Raw genomic sequence first — 15,731 nt, 5'->3', positions numbered from 1 at the left:
AAAATTTGCTAACGATAAGCTAAGTCTTTATTACTTACCCATCGGAGTAAGCACAATTTCAACACGACGGTTTTGCGCACGACCTTGCTCAGAATCATTGCTGGCTATAGGGCTTGATTCGCCCATACCAGTAGAAGATACACGTGAACCACTCACTTTTTGGCTAGTAATATATTGAGCAACTTCGCTGGCTCGCACTTGCGATAAACGTAAGTTATAAGAATCAGAACCTGAACTGTCGGTATAGCCAATGACATTTAAGCGGGTGTCATCATATTCTTTGGCAACTAATACCACACTGTTTAATACTGATTTAGCGCGTGTACTCAGTACAGTTTGATCAACCGCAAAGGTCACATCATTAGGCATATTAAGGATAATATTATCACCATTACGGGTGACACTTACGCCAGTCGATTTTAACTGCTTGCGTAATTCAGCTTCTTGCACGTCCATGTAATAGCCAATACCACCACCTAACGCAGCACCCGATGCGGCGCCAATGGCTGCACCTTTAGCACGATCTTTTTTACTTGATGATGCCACGCCAATAACGGCTCCACCTATTGCACCAATAATGGCACCGTTAGTTGCTTTGCTGTTTTCAGCTTCACCTGTATAGGGATTAGGGAGTTGGCAACCCGATAATAAAAGCGCACCTGATGCGAATACAACTTTAACAACATTGCTCATTACTTTATGACTCATTATTTACTCTCTTTTTAAAACATTTAGCGGCTATTAACACCACTTTTTAACATCACCTGTAAACTTAGTACGTGGCAATGTTCGAAATGAAGGTGATTGTAACGATTACTCGCTTCTTTACTATCTTTATTACTTATGATTTTTTAGAGACATCACCTGTCTGCTGAATAAGCCTGCAAATAGTAGTAATAATACGCCCCATGACAGACTTCCCCCCTCAACTATCACCACTTCTTCAACGATGACTTCTTGATAAATTACATCACGATCACTGCTTTCTAATGCCAAGGCATATAACCCATCAGATTGATCTGCACTTAAGGTTGCAACCACATCGGTATAACCGTACTCATATAAATCGATTAGCACATCGTAATAATCAGTTTTATACCCTTGGCTCAATGTGGTCAGCACTTCAAAATCATCATCTTCTGATTCACCATAAATGGTAAATACATCGGTAGTATAATAATACTCCCAAGGCCCTCCGTTACGGCTTAAATACATTTCCGCATACACATTGGCCGGTTCATTAAGGGTATAACCATACACGTCAGCATCGAATGTCACGCTAAAGGTTTGGTAGAATCCGTCTTGATCAATATCGTCAAACAAGCGGCTATGGGCTTGATAGACAGAGAAATCGCGATAACCAACATAGGTTTGCTGTTGCTGCTGAACCTGTAATTGAGTTACCTGATTCAGTTTAGTTGCATTCTTAGTTAGGGCGGGCTTTTGCTCAGATAACTTCAGCTCAGGTAGCGCGATTGTTCCTTGTTGATATGCTGCAATACGTGCATCACGGTCTATCAATAATGGTTTACTTACACTTTGGTTGTTATTGAGTCGCTTTGCGCTTTGCTTAAGCTTTTCAATTTGATTTTTTCTGTCTTCATTAACAAAAGTCGCAGCTTGATTGTTAACCACTCGACCTTCACTTACGGCATGCGGCGTAGATATATTATTATCGGCGATAACCGATGACGATGCGCATAAACTGCCCATAATCATGCTACCAATAAGAACACCCTTTACTTGTGTCGCTAATCTTGAGTAATTCGACTGCATAATAATTCCTTAATGACTTCTCGCTTAAGTGCATTAAAGACTATTCAAAATGAATCGAAGCTGAACAAATAGAAAAATTTTATATTCAGTCTGTATTCATTTTCATTATTCGATAATCAATCTTATAGTTTGTTAACTGTTTCTAAACTGAAGAGGATCTTTTACACTGATGATTGATTTTGCAGAAAATGACTCACCATTATTGTGATCGCAGTGAATACTTCAACCGCGTACTAATTTGGCTAAATGGAATAACACATGAATCTGGCTCCCTTAAAATGCGTAATGATATTGGTATCCCTGCTGTGTAGCTTGCTATGCATTAGCTTGCCAAGTTCCGCTCAAATATCGTCAGTTGTGCTTAACCTTGCCGTGTTGCAGCAACCCGGACCACAAAATAATAAGCAGCAAAATTTAGTGATAAGAAGCCCTCAACAAGCCTCAAGTCGTGCTCAAAGCCAATTTGGTGGCAAAGTGTTGCGGGTACAGTCAAGCCAAGTGAATGGCAACCCAGGGTATAGTGTTAAATTACTCAGCAATGATGGCGTAGTGTTTTATGCTAGCGTAAATGCCGTTACCGGCGCAGTGTCGAGGAATTAACAATGCGCATATTATTAGTTGAAGATGACTTAAGCTTACAAGCCAATCTAGTCCAGCATTTACAACAGGCTAATTACAGTGTTGATGTAGCATCTGATGGTGAGGACGGCTTATTTCAAGCCCAAGAAACTCTATTTGATGCGGCGATTATCGATGTCGGTTTACCAAAAATTGACGGCATTAGCTTAATTGAACAATTACGTCAGCAAGGGATCAGCTACCCTATTTTAATTTTAACGGCTAGAGATGGTTGGCAAGACAAAGTAAAAGGTTTAGATGCTGGCGCTGATGACTACTTAACCAAGCCTTTTCAAGTAGAAGAATTATCCGCTCGTTTAAATGCACTGATTCGTCGCTCTGCAGGGCAAGCCAGCCCTGTTATCAATAACGGCCCTTTGCAATTAAATACCCGAACATTAGCGTTAAGCCTTCTGCAACAGCCAATCACCCTAAGCAGTTCTGAATTTAAACTGTTTGAATATTTGATGTTGCATCAAGGTGAAGTCATTTCAAAATCGACCTTAATTGAACATATTTACGACCAAGACTTTGATTTAGATTCTAATGTTATTGAAGTGTTTATTCGCAGGCTTAGAAAAAAACTCGACCCCGACAATCAATATCAATTGATTGAAACCTTGCGTGGCCAAGGTTATCGCCTGCGTTCTTTGCAAGATTAATCACCATGACAGCAACTAGGCATTGGCGACATTCACTCAAAGCCCGCTTTGTATTAAGTGGCTTGTTACTGATAGTGGTTTTATTGCCAGCTATTGGTTTTACGGTCAATAAAGCCTTCGAGAGACAAATCGCCTTATCGATAGAAAACCAGCTAAATGCCTATATGTATAGCATATTGGCGGTCACAGAAGTCGACAATGGCGACGTCAACATGCCTCCTCATTTGGTCGAAAATCAATTCAATGTTATTGGCTCAGGTTTATATGCATTGGTCAGTAATGTACAACATAAAGTGGTGTGGTCTTCAGGGTCTTTTTTCGGCCTTAAAACCCCAACGCTACAACAACCACCGGTCGGTGAAAGCCAGTTTTACCGAATTAAAATAGATAAAACTAAACATGTTGTGTTTAGTTTTACCGTTAGCTTTGCCCTTAACAAGCAACTTATTCCCATAACAATCCACATCATTAAAGATGAATCAGATTATCAATTACAGGCCCGTGAGTTTAATCGTACTCTGTGGAGTTGGATTGGTATATTGATGCTAGTTTTAGTGGCAATTCAAGCTATTTGGCTGGCATGGACACTTAAGCCTTTACGCCAGTTCAGCGATGAAATAACCCTGGTTGAACAAGGTAAACTGACTGAACTTAATCAACAATATCCCAATGAATTAAGCATTTTAGCAAAGCAGCTCAATGTGTTGCTGCATACTGAACAACAACAACGTAAACGCTATCGTAATGCCTTATCAGATTTAGCCCACAGCTTAAAAACCCCATTAGCAGTAATTAAATCTCAACCAGAACTAAATCAAGATAGCCATGAGCAGCTTGATCATATCAATCATATTATTGGTTACCAGCTGAAAAAAGCCCAAAGCGTCGCCGCAAATGCCTGGCACTTAGGGGTTAATGTCGGCGACACCGCAACAAAGTTAGTCCGTACCTTAAGTAAAATTTACCATGACAGTCACAAGGATATTGATTATCAGCTCTCGCAACATAATGACCAAGCTGCGATTTTCAAAGGCGACAGTACCGACTTAAGTGAAATGATAGGCAACTTACTTGATAACGCCTGTAAAGCAGCAAAATATCAAGTATTACTAACTGTAGAAACCACCATAGATTCCTTACATATCATTGTAGAGGATGATGGACCAGGGCTAACTGAAGTACAGCAAACCTTAATATTTGAACGCGGAGCGCGTGCTGATACTTATCAGCAAGGTCACGGTATTGGGCTGGCGATAGTGAGTGACTTAGTCAATAGCTATCAAGGAAAACTGAATGTCGGTAAATCAAACGATTTAGGCGGCGCAAAATTTAGCCTAACATTTACATTATAAAATTCTGCTTTCAGCTTATGTTCATTTTCAGTTTTGTATTATCACCCTAACTTAGCCAGAGTGTTGGAGATAATATGAAATGGACTAACTCACTACCGTCACTATTTATACGCATATTTGCGATAATGTCAGTTGTCATTATTGCCATGCCATTGTTTAGTGCCCACGCTGCTCAATCAACATCTGAGCAAAGACAACAAGGTATCGCTGAAGAGACTATTTCAGAAGCTGAACTTGCGCAAATACTCGCCCCTATCGCGTTATACCCTGATAGTCTATTAACTCACATTCTGATTGCCACTACCTATCCATTAGAGCTAGTCCAGGCTAATCGCTGGGTGAAAAAACAAAAAGATGTCGATGTCAGCACCAGAATGCAGTTAGCTGAAGGTCAGTCATGGGACCCTAGTGTTATCGCATTAACCGCTTTTCCTAGCGTATTAGAAAAGCTAAATGACGACCTTGATTGGGTTCAAAACCTAGGCGATGCCTTCTTGCAAGATGAAGAAGCCGTACTAGCCATGGTGCAAACCTTGCGCCGCCAGGCGGATGACGCTAATAGCTTTGATAACATGGACAATATGCGAGTCACCAAAGTAGAGAAACAGATCATTATTGAGCCTGCTCAGCCAGAAGTGATTTATGTGCCTTACTACGACACTCGAGTGGTTTATGGTAACTGGTATTGGCACGCTTATCCGCCAGTATATTGGTATACCCGTCCAGTCTATGCATACCACAGACCCATTTATTGGGGACCAAGCGTCTATGTTAATTTTAACTACTTCTTTGGCTCTGTACATTGGTCTCAACGTCGTGTGGTTGTGATTAATCACCGTCATAGCAATTACTATCAACCTTCACGTAAAATTGCCTACAGCAGTGGTGCGAAGCGCTGGAAGCATCAACCTACTCATCGCCATGGGGTAGCCTATCGAAGCAGCTCGGTGAGTAAACGTTATGATTCACCACAGCGTTATCAGCAACACCAACAGGCGAGAAGCATGCGTAATAACACGCAGCAAGCACAAAGCAGAACACTGAACAAAGAGCCACGTTCACATAACAGTCAAGCGGCTTATAAAGTGGATAATTCACCTCAGCATAGAGTGAATCAATCATTACAGCTAGCGGGCAAAGAACGCCAAAATTATTCAAATAATAAAATGACTCGAGACGATGCATTCACCGGTAATCGCTCGGGCAGTATCGATGAGCGCCAATTAAAGAATAGAGAGTTAAATAATAAACAGTTGAACGATAAACAGCTGAATACTAAACCCAATACTACTCCTGGCCAACACGACCGAGTCAGTCGCGAACTGCAGCGCCAAAAGGAACCTGCACAATATAAAAACAATGATAGAAACACCAGAACGTATACACAAGTTACGCGTACACAAACCAATAACGCTGACCAACAGCCAGCTAAAGCGTCGAGGGAACTGAATAATACCAGAGAGCTGTCGCGTCAAAAACCGAGTAATCAGAGCTTTAATAACCAAATATCAAGTAAGCCGAGCCATCAGGTAGCACAGCCGCCAGCAAGACAAGAGATTAACAGGCAGGCCAGTAGTAATAGGCAAGCAGATAGCAGTAGGCAGTCATCGGCGAGAACTGCGCCACAGAGACAACCTAGCCATAATACCAGTGGTTCAAAATCGCGTGGAATCGAGCGTTGATAATAATAGTTAAGTGCAAAAAAGCTAACACGATTGTGTTAGCTTTTTTTGATCATTAATTTGGCCCATAATTAGCAGACTTTACTAACCCGTTATAGTTCAGCTTCAGCGCTAGGCTAATATTAACATCATAGCGCCATCGTCGTGGTGACAATAAAAAAGCGAATTAAAACGGATGATCAACCATTATCCACACATTAGTGCCTTCATCCGATTTTGCTAAGTCAGTGCGGATAACTAATCCAGCCATCAAGGCTCGAATTGATACCCCATAATCATATTTTATATCACTTAATAATTCACTCGTCTTATACGACTCTGCCACTCGCCCTGCTTCAACAAAACCCACTAACTGAAACCAATCTAAGTGCAAAAAACGTAACCAACGGATATCTTCGATTGGGTTGCCCTTCAAGGTATAACGATACTCAGCAGTGCCATAAATAACCGCTTTATCATGAAAACGATTTTGATCGTAGCCGCGCATACGATAAAAACCACCTAAAGTAGCCCCTTCATTATAGGGGGCGCTATTTGTGACTCGGCGATCATTATTGTCATTATATTCTAACTCCCAGGACGGCGAGTAACCGGTCCAGAAATTCAAAGCAATGACCCTTTGGCTAGCATATTCAGAAGGACCTATAGAGAAGTACTTACTAACATCTAAATTGATAAAAGACCACTGGCTATCTGACTCTAACCATCCTGCATCATGGGAAATGGATAAGTATTGACTGCTACCGTATGACGGGTTAATCGGAAAATCAGTATTGTCGTATAAAATGCCTAACTCGATAGCATGGACTGCCCCATCGAGTTTGTCATTTTCAAATTCAAAACTCTGGTAGCGGTTAAATTGCCTAAGCACTAATACCGAAGCGCCAGTGGTTAATGGGTTCCATTCACTGCCACCGCTTGGCGCTGAAACTAATAAACCATTTTTAATCTCATAATTGACCAAGCCACCTGCTTCCGTTGCTCCCCAAGGTAAAGCGTATTCTAATTTAATATCAAACCAATTTGACGAGCCATTAGCTTCTAAATATTGCTCCGCAGAAGAATGATTACTACCTGAAAGTGGCATATGTTGATCAATAAAACTTTCTCTAGGATCAGCATAAGCGCGCTGCTGTGGATAATAGCCGATCATGCCGTAGACACTTAAAAAAAAACGATCGGTTTTAGGTAACATAAAGTTCCATACCCCACCACCAATCCCGCTACTGACATCACCGGTAAAACCCGTTAACCCCAGCGTCATTTGATCTTGATAGTAACCACTTGACATGGCACCCACACCTAAATTAACTCCCATGGTATCGGTGCTAAAAGCATAAGGTAAAATGAGTTGTTCTCTCACTTTTGCGCTATTGTCTATCCGATTCACTGAAGATTTAACATTCGCTGCAGGTGCGGCATGAATCATCCCAGGATAGAGAAAAGCCAAAACGATTAATACTCGGTATTGTCTGTTCATTAAACTCCCTAATGGCTAAATCTATAGAGACTTAAAAAATCACATAAAATATTGAAACTCTGAAAAATATATTAGCTATCATCGAATCATTATACCGCTTCAGTAGCCCATACTAGAAAGCTTGATTTAATATGAACATCATTAAGCTTTATCTAATAAGCAGACTAATAGGCAGGCATGTTAAAAACAAAAAAGCCTGAACAAGTCAGGCTTTTTATGAATCACAATCTTATTTACGATCACGAATATGGCTAGTAGCACGTTTACGACGACGCTCTTGGCTTAAAGTTAACTTCTCGCCACGGCCTTCAAACGGGTTAGCACCTTCATGGAAACGTAATTGAATTGGCGTACCAACCACCTTCAATGAACGGCGGAAATAATTCATCATATAACGCTTATACGAATCGGGTAACTTAGTTACCTGGTTACCGTGTATCACGACGATTGGCGGATTATAACCACCAGCATGGGCATACTTAAGCTTAACTCGGCGACCATTCACCAATGGTGGCTGGTGATCATCTTGAGACATTTGCATAACACGAGTCAACATTGAAGTACTCACACGGCGTGTCGCACTATCATAAGCTTCTTCAATAGATTCATACAAATGGCCTACACCCGTACCATGAAGTGCAGAAATAAAGTGAATACGCGCAAAATCGATAAAACCTAAACGGCGGTCTAATTCGCTTTTTACGCGGTCTTTAATATTTTGATCAATACCGTCCCATTTGTTTACCGCGATCACTAATGCCCGGCCAGCATTTAGGGTAAAACCTAACAAACCTAAATCTTGCTCGGCAATACCTTCATGGGCGTCAATAACAAGTAACACAACGTTACAGTCTTCAACGGCTTTAAGGGTCTTAATAACAGAGAATTTTTCAATGACCTCATGTACTTTACTGCGGCAGCGAACACCTGCGGTATCGATAAGGACATACTCACGACCTTCACGTTCCATCGGAATATAAATACTGTCACGGGTGGTACCAGGCTCATCATAAACAACAACCCTTTCTTCACCTAAAATACGGTTAATAAGCGTTGATTTACCGACATTGGGTTTACCAATAATCGCTAACTTTATCGGCAAGCTTTGTAAGCGAGCTTGTTCAGCCTCAGCTTCTTCTTCAGTATATTCACGCTCTACAACATCACCAGTATCTTCTTCGATACGAACAATGCCCATAGCTTCAGCATAAGGTGTTAAGGCGTAATCAATCATATTGGTAACGCCACGGCCTTGAGCCGCGGCCATTTGATACACTTGACCTAAACCAAGCGACCAAAACTCAGCACACTCAGAGTCACCGTCAATACCATCGACTTTATTAGCCACAACAAAGGTGACTTTATCGCGACTACGTAGATGTTGAGCGATAGCTAAATCAGCAGCCGTTAAGCCTGCTCTTGCATCGGTCATAAACAAAACAACATCAGCTTCTTCAATAGCAGCTAATGACTGCTCTGCCATTTTAGTTTCGATCCCCTCTTCTGAGCCATCGATACCGCCGGTATCAACCACAATGAATTCATAGCCAGCTAAAAACGCTCGGCCGTATTTACGGTCACGAGTTAAGCCAGGAAAGTCGGCGACTAATGCATCACGGGTACGTGTTAGACGATTAAATAACGTCGATTTTCCGACATTGGGTCGCCCAACAAGGGCCACTACAGGGATCATGATTTTGCCTCTAAAATACTTCTCAATAAAAAAGCCCCCGGAAAGCTTCCAGGGGCTCTAATAGAGTACATTATACTCTATTGTCTAAAAATTGCTGCTGCGAAATTATTCGTCAGCAGCAACTTCTTCGTTTGTTGCAACACTGCCGTCACCGTTTAGGGTTACAACAGCTAATGTACCATTGCGAGTTTGTAGATAAATTTTATCATCTACAACCAAAGGTTGGCCATATAAGCCATCGCTATCAACTTCAACTCGGCCAACAACGGCACCGTCTTCACGATTTAATACATGAAGATAACCTTCAAAATCGCCTACAATTAAGTACTGACCAATAATGGCTGGTGAAGTAAGTTCACGATTTTTAAGGGTCGAATTGCTCCAAAGTTCCAGTCCATTGCGGCGATCAACCGAATAAATTCGACTACGATCATCCACTAAATATAAACTTAAACCGGCTTCTGCAAGTTCGTTGAAACTTGAATACTTACGTGACCAAATCACTCGACCAGTGCGTAACTCCATGGAAACTAAATTACCGTTATAGCTAATGGCGTATAAATTGTCCCCTAAAATCAATGGCGTCATATCCACATCAGCCATGCGGGTAAATTCATTACCGCCAGTTGGGGTAAAAATAGCTTGCTCCCAAGCAATTTGGCCACTGTTTTTAACTACAACAGCAATTTTACCATCAGCAGTACCAATAAAAAATCCACCAGCTTCATATGCCGCCGACCCTGTACCGCGTAGGGTTAGATTCGGAAGCTGCATGTCATGGCTCCATAACTTTTCGCCACTGTCGATATTAAATGCTTCAAAAGCACCTTTACTACTGTGAACAGTCACGACATCTTCTGCAACTGTGGGCGCAGATAATAATTCACCGTTAGCTTGTACTGACCAAACAACATCACCTGTTGCTTCATCCAATGCCACTAACAGACCGGTTTCACCGCCCACAAACACTTTGTCACGTGCAGCGGTAATACCGGCGGCTAAACGTATACCTTTGGTTTTAATGTTCAGTTTTTCTTCAAACTCGCTAGAAAAGTCCTTTTCCCATACTAACTCTAGGGTTTGCTGATCATAAGCACTCACATTGCCGTTGCGATCTGCTACAAAAATTTTGCCATAACGTATTGCTGGACGAAGTTGTGAGTAATAATCACCTACGCCATTACCAATACTGGTACTCCAACTCACTTGAGGGAATACACTTGCTTGAATTTCGACTAGCTCACTAACCGGCTCTTCTTCAACATCGTTTGAAGAACACCCAGAAATAAGGGCCATACCTAACCCAACGGCAAGGAAATTTTTACACCATAACTTCATTGGGTAATTCCTTATGCTTTGTTTAGGTTATCTAACTTCATTGTCAATGCTGGATTAGTTAATGCACCGCCATTATCAATTGCTGTTTGATATGCCTGTTTTGCACTGTCTACATCGCCTTGACGAATCAAAAAATCACCTTTTAATTCTTCGCGTTGCGATTTGAACGCATCATCAGTGACAGCCTCCAAAGTTTTTAATGCAGTGCCAACATTGTCTTGCTCAGCTTGTAAGCGTGCTAAACGGATCGTTGCCACCATATCTATACCTGAGCCAGGCTTAGCAACAATAACGCGCTTATAAGCATCTTCAGCCTTAACAAAATCACCAGACTCAACAGCCGCTTTCGCTGTCATTAATTCCAGTAATGCTTGGTAACCTTTTTGATCATGAGCTTTAACGAAGCTTTCAGCACCTTCAATAAATAATGCTGGATTGGCTGCATTAACAACCAATTTATCAAAAGATTCAGAGGCTTCTTCTGATGCGGTCACTTTCATATCAGAATAAGTATTCCAGCCATATAAACCGCCTAAACCTACTACAGCGCCGACTATAATAGATGCGCCATAATCTTTACCGAACTGCTTGATAGCATCTACTTGTTGTTCTTCTGTGCTATAAATTTCCACGCGCACTTCCCCTTTCTAAATCAGTTCTGCAATTTTAGCTACCAGCTCACTGCGGGTAACTAATTGTTGTTCGTTATTGTTTCTTAACGGCTTAATAGCCACTTGATTATTGGTAATTTCATTCTCACCAATAATTAACGCAAATTGTGCACCGCTTTTATCAGCACGCTTCATCTGCTTTTTAAAATTACCACCGCCACAATGACTCATGACTTTAAGGCTTGGTAGCCCCTGACGCAACTCTTGCGCGACTTTAATCGCTTCAACAAGACAATTATCGCCCATTGCCGTGACATAAATATCAACTTCTGGAGCAATATCATCATTAAGCTCTAAGGTTTCAAGCAGCAATACAATGCGCTCTAATCCCATAGCAAAACCCACTGCGGGAGTATCTTTTCCACCTAATTGACCAACTAAGCCGTCGTAACGGCCACCGGCTAATACAGTACCTTGCGAGCCTAAACTGCTTGTTACCCATTCAAATACTGTGCGATTGTAATAGTCTAATCCACGCACTAAACGCGGATTAATGGTGTATTGGATACCCACAGCGTCTAAGAGTTCACATAATGTTGAAAAATGTGTTTTCGAGTCTTCACCTAAGTAATCCATTAACGCTGGCGCATCGGACAATAAAGCCTGCACTTGCTGATCTTTAGAATCGAGAACACGAAGTGGATTAGTATACATACGACGCTTGCTGTCTTCATCAAGCACATCTTTGTGTTGTTCTAAAAACGCAATTAATGCATCACGATACGCGGCGCGCTCTGCTGGATCACCTAAGGTATTTAATTCTAATGATACGTGATCTTCAATGCCTAACTGCTGCCATAATCGGGCTGAAAGCATCAAGACTTCTGCATCAATATCGGCACTGCCAATACCGTATATTTCAACGCCAAACTGGTGAAATTGACGATAACGCCCTTTTTGAGGACGTTCATGGCGGAACATAGGCCCCATATACCACAAGCGCTGCTCTTGGTTATAGAGTAAACCGTGTTCATTACCTGCACGCACTGTTGATGCAGTACCTTCAGGTCGAAGCGTTAAACTGTCGCCATTACGGTCTTCAAAGGTGTACATCTCTTTTTCAACAATATCGGTCACTTCACCAATAGAACGTTTGAAAAGCTCAGTACTTTCTACAATTGGAGTTCGAATTTCGCTATAACCAAAAGCACTGACTGAAGAGCGAATAATCGACTCAACTTTTTGCCAAACTGGACTTTGGGTGGGTAGAAGATCATTCATACCACGAATTGCTTGGATTTGTTTTGCCACAGGTAACTCGTCCATTCTGTTGCTAAGCTAACTGCATCTCAGTTAGCTGATAAAAAATCACCAATGCTTGAACCCTAAAATAATTTAAGGTTTAGCATTGGCACAAAATTATTCGGTTTTATCGCTAATAGCAATTCTGTTAGCCATTAAACGGGCTTTTGCACGAATTTTAGCTTCTAGCCCATCAACAATATTATTATTGTCAAAACGCTCTTTTTGACGTTCACCATCATCATAGTAGCCACTTTTGTTACTGCCACCCGTTAGGCCTATGTGGGAAACCAAGGCTTCACCTGGTCCATTAACGACGCAACCAATAATGGATACATCCATAGCTGTTGTGACATCTTCTAGGCGGCGTTCTAATTCATTTACTGTTGCTATCACATCAAACTCTTGACGAGAACAAGATGGACAAGCAATAAAGTTAATACCACGACTGCGAATACGCAGTGACTTTAAAATATCGAATCCGACTTTGATTTCTTCAATTGGATCTGCGGCTAACGAAATACGTATTGTATCGCCAATACCTTCGGCGAGTAACATGCCTAATCCAACTGCTGACTTAACGGAACCAGAACGTAAACCACCCGCTTCAGTAATGCCTAAATGCAATGGTTGTCTAATTTGCTTAGCCAATAAACGGTAAGATTCGACCGCAAGAAATACATCGGAGGCTTTTACGCTGACTTTAAATTGATCAAAGTTAAGACGGTCTAGAATATCTACATGACGCATAGCCGATTCAACTAGCGCTTGAGGTGTGGGTTCACGGTACTTATCCATGAGATCTTTTTCTAATGAACCACCGTTAACCCCAATACGTATTGGAATGTTTTTATCGCGTGCGCATTCTACCACACTGCGGATACGGGCTTCATTACCTATATTGCCGGGGTTTATGCGTAAACAATCTGCGCCGTATTCAGCCACTTTTAATGCAATACGATAATCAAAATGAATATCGGCCACTAAGGGTACATTCACTTGCTGCTTAATGAGTTTAAATGCTTCGGCTGAATCCATAGTCGGTACTGAAACACGTACAATGTCAGCGCCCACTTTTTCAAGGGCAAGAATTTGCGCAACTGTAGCGGCTACATCATCGGTTTTTGTATTGGTCATCGACTGCACAGCAATGGGTGCGCCGTCACCAATCGGGACGTTTCCAACATAAATGCGTGTTGAAGGTCTGCGGATAATTGGAGATTCGTTATACATGCAATATTGCTCTACTAATTTTTGTCAATTTGGTTTTATCAATTTGGCTATTCAATCAGCGCAAAAAATTGATTCATCAGAATGCATAAGCAATTGAGTTAGCAAAATAACAGCAAACCCAAACTAGGACTATGGCTTAGTTAACGTTAATCGCGCCACACGGCCATTAGTATACTCAGATAAATCAATATTATTGCCATCAACGGCTAACGTTACCGACTGTGGCGCACCTAAAATCAACTTGAAAGGCGCTTCACCTGTAACTTTAACGTTATGCCCTGATTTTTTAACACCATCGATCAAGACTTTACCAGTAACATCGACAAGGTTAATCCAACAATCAGCTGTCACATCCATAGTTACAACTGAGGTACTAGCACTAGAAACAGTATTATTGTCTGCCGTAGCAGATGGTATTGAAGCTATAGGCGCTGGCACAATGACACTAGGCTGTTGAGTCGCGCTTAGGTTATCGCGATTAGCAGAACCATTGTTACTAGAGGCATTACTATTGCTAACAAGGTTATCAGTTTGATTGACTTCACTTGCACCTAGATTAGTTTCTGCAGCATTTTGAATTAATTCATTCTCTGTGATACCTAATTGCTCAGATTGCGGATTAGTAGGTTCAATTACCTCGATGGAACCAGTCGCGACATCTCTTTGAGTCGGCACTAACACCCCAGATTGAGTATTGGCAGTTTCAGCTTGTATTTCTTCAACTGTTGGTAAAGCGAAGTTAGACTCAGTTAATACATCTGATTTCTGTACCCACCATAACACCAACATAGCGAGCAAAATAATCACAATCGCATAGGTGACCAAGTTTACTCGGCTATCCCTAGCTTGACGGGTTGTTTTACGCGAGAAACTTTGCATCGTTGGGGGGACATATTCAGGTATTTGCTGATCTAGGCATTGCTTTATTAAAACAATATCGGCATCAACAAAACGCGCGTAGTTCTTGATATAACCACGTGCATAGGTATTAGATGAAATATTAGTAAAATTATCAGCTTCAATATCGTTCAGAATTCTGGGACGTAAATGCAGCTGCAATGCTGCCGCCTCAACAGTAACACCTTTTTTCTCACGCGCTGCTTTTAGTATTGCCCCGACGGTGGCAATGTCATTTAATACTGCTGCTACTTCAGTAGTTTCGTCTAATTGTTCTTTTATCATTTAAGCAAGTTTGCTCTATATTCTTTGGCTTGAGAAGATGTTGGAAATTTGGCTATCAAGGTAATACCAAATCGTTTCATGGCGTTAATGTCGCCAATTTCCTGTTCTATTTTTATCCCTAACGCTAAGCTTTCTGCAGTTTCATTCGCAACCTGATGATATCTTGATAAAATATTGCGAGCGTCTGCATAGTCGGCATCATCCATGGCCAACTCTGTCAATCCAATTAATGTGTTGCCTCGACGCGGATCGTATTTTAACGCCATCTTAAAATACTGTCGCGCTTTTTCTGGTTCACCGTTATTACGGCTACACACACCTAAATTTTCATAACTTGATGCGACTCGGGTATATTTAGGTGTTTCTATCGCCTCTAGTAGCATGGTTTCAGCGCGGGCATATTTTTTCTGCTGGCATAAAAACACACCAAAATTATTTTTAGCATCACCAGATGCATCACTGGCTTTAATTGCATCACCATAGGCGTCTTCTGTGCGTGTTAAATCACCCACAGTTTGATAATAATAAGCCATAGCAACATGAACTTCACTTATGTGTGGTGCAAATTCAATCGCTTTATCTAAATTATATTTAGCTTGCTCGCCATTACCAAGACGTAAATACGTGAGCCCTAATTGCATACGTTCACGCGCTGCAGCAACTTTATCAATATCTCGCTCTGCAACAGGTATGTCTGTACCGGTGTAAGTTCGTTCGGTAACACAGCCACTTAAAGATGCACCTAATAAACCCACTATTGCAATGTACTGTATTCCTTGTTTCATTTTATGGCCTATTTATT

14 protein-coding genes are annotated in these 15,731 nt (G+C 41.4%); 4 read left to right on the top strand and 10 right to left on the bottom strand.

What is annotated here, in order from left to right:
- Nucleotides 1-30 precede the first annotated feature (30 nt).
- Together ACRWQN_RS07605 and ACRWQN_RS07600 are read right to left on the bottom strand one after the other, a co-directional pair.
- Nucleotides 31-708, bottom strand: coding sequence for an OmpA family protein (locus ACRWQN_RS07605; RefSeq protein ID WP_434928677.1), 678 nt, complete (start codon nt 706-708; stop codon nt 31-33).
- A 129-nt stretch (nt 709-837) separates the two neighbouring features.
- Entirely contained in the window at nt 838-1,776 is a 939-nt protein-coding gene (locus ACRWQN_RS07600; protein ID WP_434940359.1) for a choice-of-anchor H family protein, read from the bottom strand.
- Nucleotides 1,777-2,034: 258 nt separating this feature from the next.
- Between ACRWQN_RS07600 and ACRWQN_RS07595 the strand changes: the two genes are divergently transcribed.
- The 4 genes from ACRWQN_RS07595 (at nt 2,035) to ACRWQN_RS07580 (ending at nt 6,090) form a co-directional block, all read left to right on the top strand.
- A complete protein-coding gene (locus tag ACRWQN_RS07595) occupies nt 2,035-2,376 on the top strand; it encodes a PepSY domain-containing protein (protein WP_434940358.1) in 342 nt (113 codons plus the stop codon).
- Between the two features lie 2 nt (nt 2,377-2,378).
- Nucleotides 2,379-3,056: a response regulator transcription factor gene (locus ACRWQN_RS07590; RefSeq protein WP_434928674.1), complete on the top strand. Its 678-nt coding sequence runs from the start codon at nt 2,379-2,381 to the stop codon at nt 3,054-3,056.
- 5 nt (nt 3,057-3,061) lie between these two features.
- On the top strand, nt 3,062-4,408 hold the full coding sequence (locus tag ACRWQN_RS07585) for an ATP-binding protein (protein ID WP_434940357.1): 1,347 nt from the start codon (nt 3,062-3,064) through the stop codon (nt 4,406-4,408).
- 74 nt (nt 4,409-4,482) lie between these two features.
- Complete coding sequence (locus tag ACRWQN_RS07580) at nt 4,483-6,090, top strand: DUF3300 domain-containing protein (protein WP_434940356.1); 1,608 nt, start codon at nt 4,483-4,485, stop codon at nt 6,088-6,090.
- A gap of 166 nt (nt 6,091-6,256) precedes the next feature.
- On the opposite strand, the gene ACRWQN_RS07575 is transcribed toward ACRWQN_RS07580, so the two are convergent.
- The 8 genes from ACRWQN_RS07575 to pilW form a co-directional block, all read right to left on the bottom strand.
- Nucleotides 6,257-7,570, bottom strand: coding sequence for a BamA/TamA family outer membrane protein (locus ACRWQN_RS07575; protein ID WP_434940355.1), 1,314 nt, complete (start codon nt 7,568-7,570; stop codon nt 6,257-6,259).
- Nucleotides 7,571-7,799: 229 nt separating this feature from the next.
- Nucleotides 7,800-9,263, bottom strand: a complete 1,464-nt coding sequence (der, locus tag ACRWQN_RS07570) for a ribosome biogenesis GTPase Der (protein ID WP_434940354.1) — start codon at nt 9,261-9,263, stop codon at nt 7,800-7,802.
- Nucleotides 9,264-9,368: 105 nt separating this feature from the next.
- On the bottom strand, nt 9,369-10,601 hold the full coding sequence (gene bamB, locus ACRWQN_RS07565; RefSeq protein WP_434928669.1) for an outer membrane protein assembly factor BamB: 1,233 nt from the start codon (nt 10,599-10,601) through the stop codon (nt 9,369-9,371).
- 11 nt (nt 10,602-10,612) lie between these two features.
- Nucleotides 10,613-11,233, bottom strand: coding sequence for a tetratricopeptide repeat protein (locus ACRWQN_RS07560; protein ID WP_434928668.1), 621 nt, complete (start codon nt 11,231-11,233; stop codon nt 10,613-10,615).
- A 15-nt stretch (nt 11,234-11,248) separates the two neighbouring features.
- Nucleotides 11,249-12,523 (bottom strand): histidine--tRNA ligase, encoded by a 1,275-nt coding sequence (hisS, locus tag ACRWQN_RS07555; RefSeq protein ID WP_226410535.1) that lies wholly within the window; start codon nt 12,521-12,523, stop codon nt 11,249-11,251.
- 108 nt (nt 12,524-12,631) lie between these two features.
- The gene (gene ispG / locus ACRWQN_RS07550) at nt 12,632-13,747 is read right to left on the bottom strand and encodes a flavodoxin-dependent (E)-4-hydroxy-3-methylbut-2-enyl-diphosphate synthase (protein ID WP_226410536.1); all 1,116 of its coding nucleotides are present in this window, start codon (nt 13,745-13,747) and stop codon (nt 12,632-12,634) included.
- Nucleotides 13,748-13,876: 129 nt separating this feature from the next.
- A complete protein-coding gene (locus ACRWQN_RS07545; protein ID WP_434940353.1) occupies nt 13,877-14,929 on the bottom strand; it encodes a RodZ domain-containing protein in 1,053 nt (350 codons plus the stop codon).
- A complete protein-coding gene (gene pilW / locus ACRWQN_RS07540; RefSeq protein ID WP_434928666.1) occupies nt 14,926-15,714 on the bottom strand; it encodes a type IV pilus biogenesis/stability protein PilW in 789 nt (262 codons plus the stop codon). The genes ACRWQN_RS07545 and pilW overlap by 4 nt, the downstream gene beginning before the upstream one ends.
- Nucleotides 15,715-15,731 lie beyond the last annotated feature (17 nt).

The organism is Shewanella sp. HL-SH8 (assembly GCF_051165765.1).
Lineage (GTDB): Bacteria > Pseudomonadota > Gammaproteobacteria > Enterobacterales > Shewanellaceae > Shewanella > Shewanella glacialimarina.
Note: the sequence above shows the minus strand (reverse complement) of the source record. Positions and strands in the feature narration are given on the sequence as shown.

Bases quoted from the DNA above. Each gene is read 5' to 3' on its own strand.
- der (WP_434940354.1), bottom strand. From the start codon at position 9,263: ATGATCCCTGTAGTGGCCCTTGTTGGGCGACCCAATGTCGGAAAATCG.
- ACRWQN_RS07600 (WP_434940359.1), bottom strand. From the start codon at position 1,776: ATGCAGTCGAATTACTCAAGATTAGCGACACAAGTAAAGGGTGTTCTT.
- ACRWQN_RS07590 (WP_434928674.1), top strand. From the start codon at position 2,379: ATGCGCATATTATTAGTTGAAGATGACTTAAGCTTACAAGCCAATCTA.
- bamB (WP_434928669.1), bottom strand. From the start codon at position 10,601: ATGAAGTTATGGTGTAAAAATTTCCTTGCCGTTGGGTTAGGTATGGCC.
- pilW (WP_434928666.1), bottom strand. From the start codon at position 15,714: ATGAAACAAGGAATACAGTACATTGCAATAGTGGGTTTATTAGGTGCA.
- ACRWQN_RS07580 (WP_434940356.1), top strand. From the start codon at position 4,483: ATGAAATGGACTAACTCACTACCGTCACTATTTATACGCATATTTGCG.
- ACRWQN_RS07545 (WP_434940353.1), bottom strand. From the start codon at position 14,929: ATGATAAAAGAACAATTAGACGAAACTACTGAAGTAGCAGCAGTATTA.
- ACRWQN_RS07585 (WP_434940357.1), top strand. From the start codon at position 3,062: ATGACAGCAACTAGGCATTGGCGACATTCACTCAAAGCCCGCTTTGTA.
- ACRWQN_RS07575 (WP_434940355.1), bottom strand. From the start codon at position 7,570: ATGAACAGACAATACCGAGTATTAATCGTTTTGGCTTTTCTCTATCCT.
- ispG (WP_226410536.1), bottom strand. From the start codon at position 13,747: ATGTATAACGAATCTCCAATTATCCGCAGACCTTCAACACGCATTTAT.
- ACRWQN_RS07595 (WP_434940358.1), top strand. From the start codon at position 2,035: ATGAATCTGGCTCCCTTAAAATGCGTAATGATATTGGTATCCCTGCTG.
- ACRWQN_RS07605 (WP_434928677.1), bottom strand. From the start codon at position 708: ATGAGTCATAAAGTAATGAGCAATGTTGTTAAAGTTGTATTCGCATCA.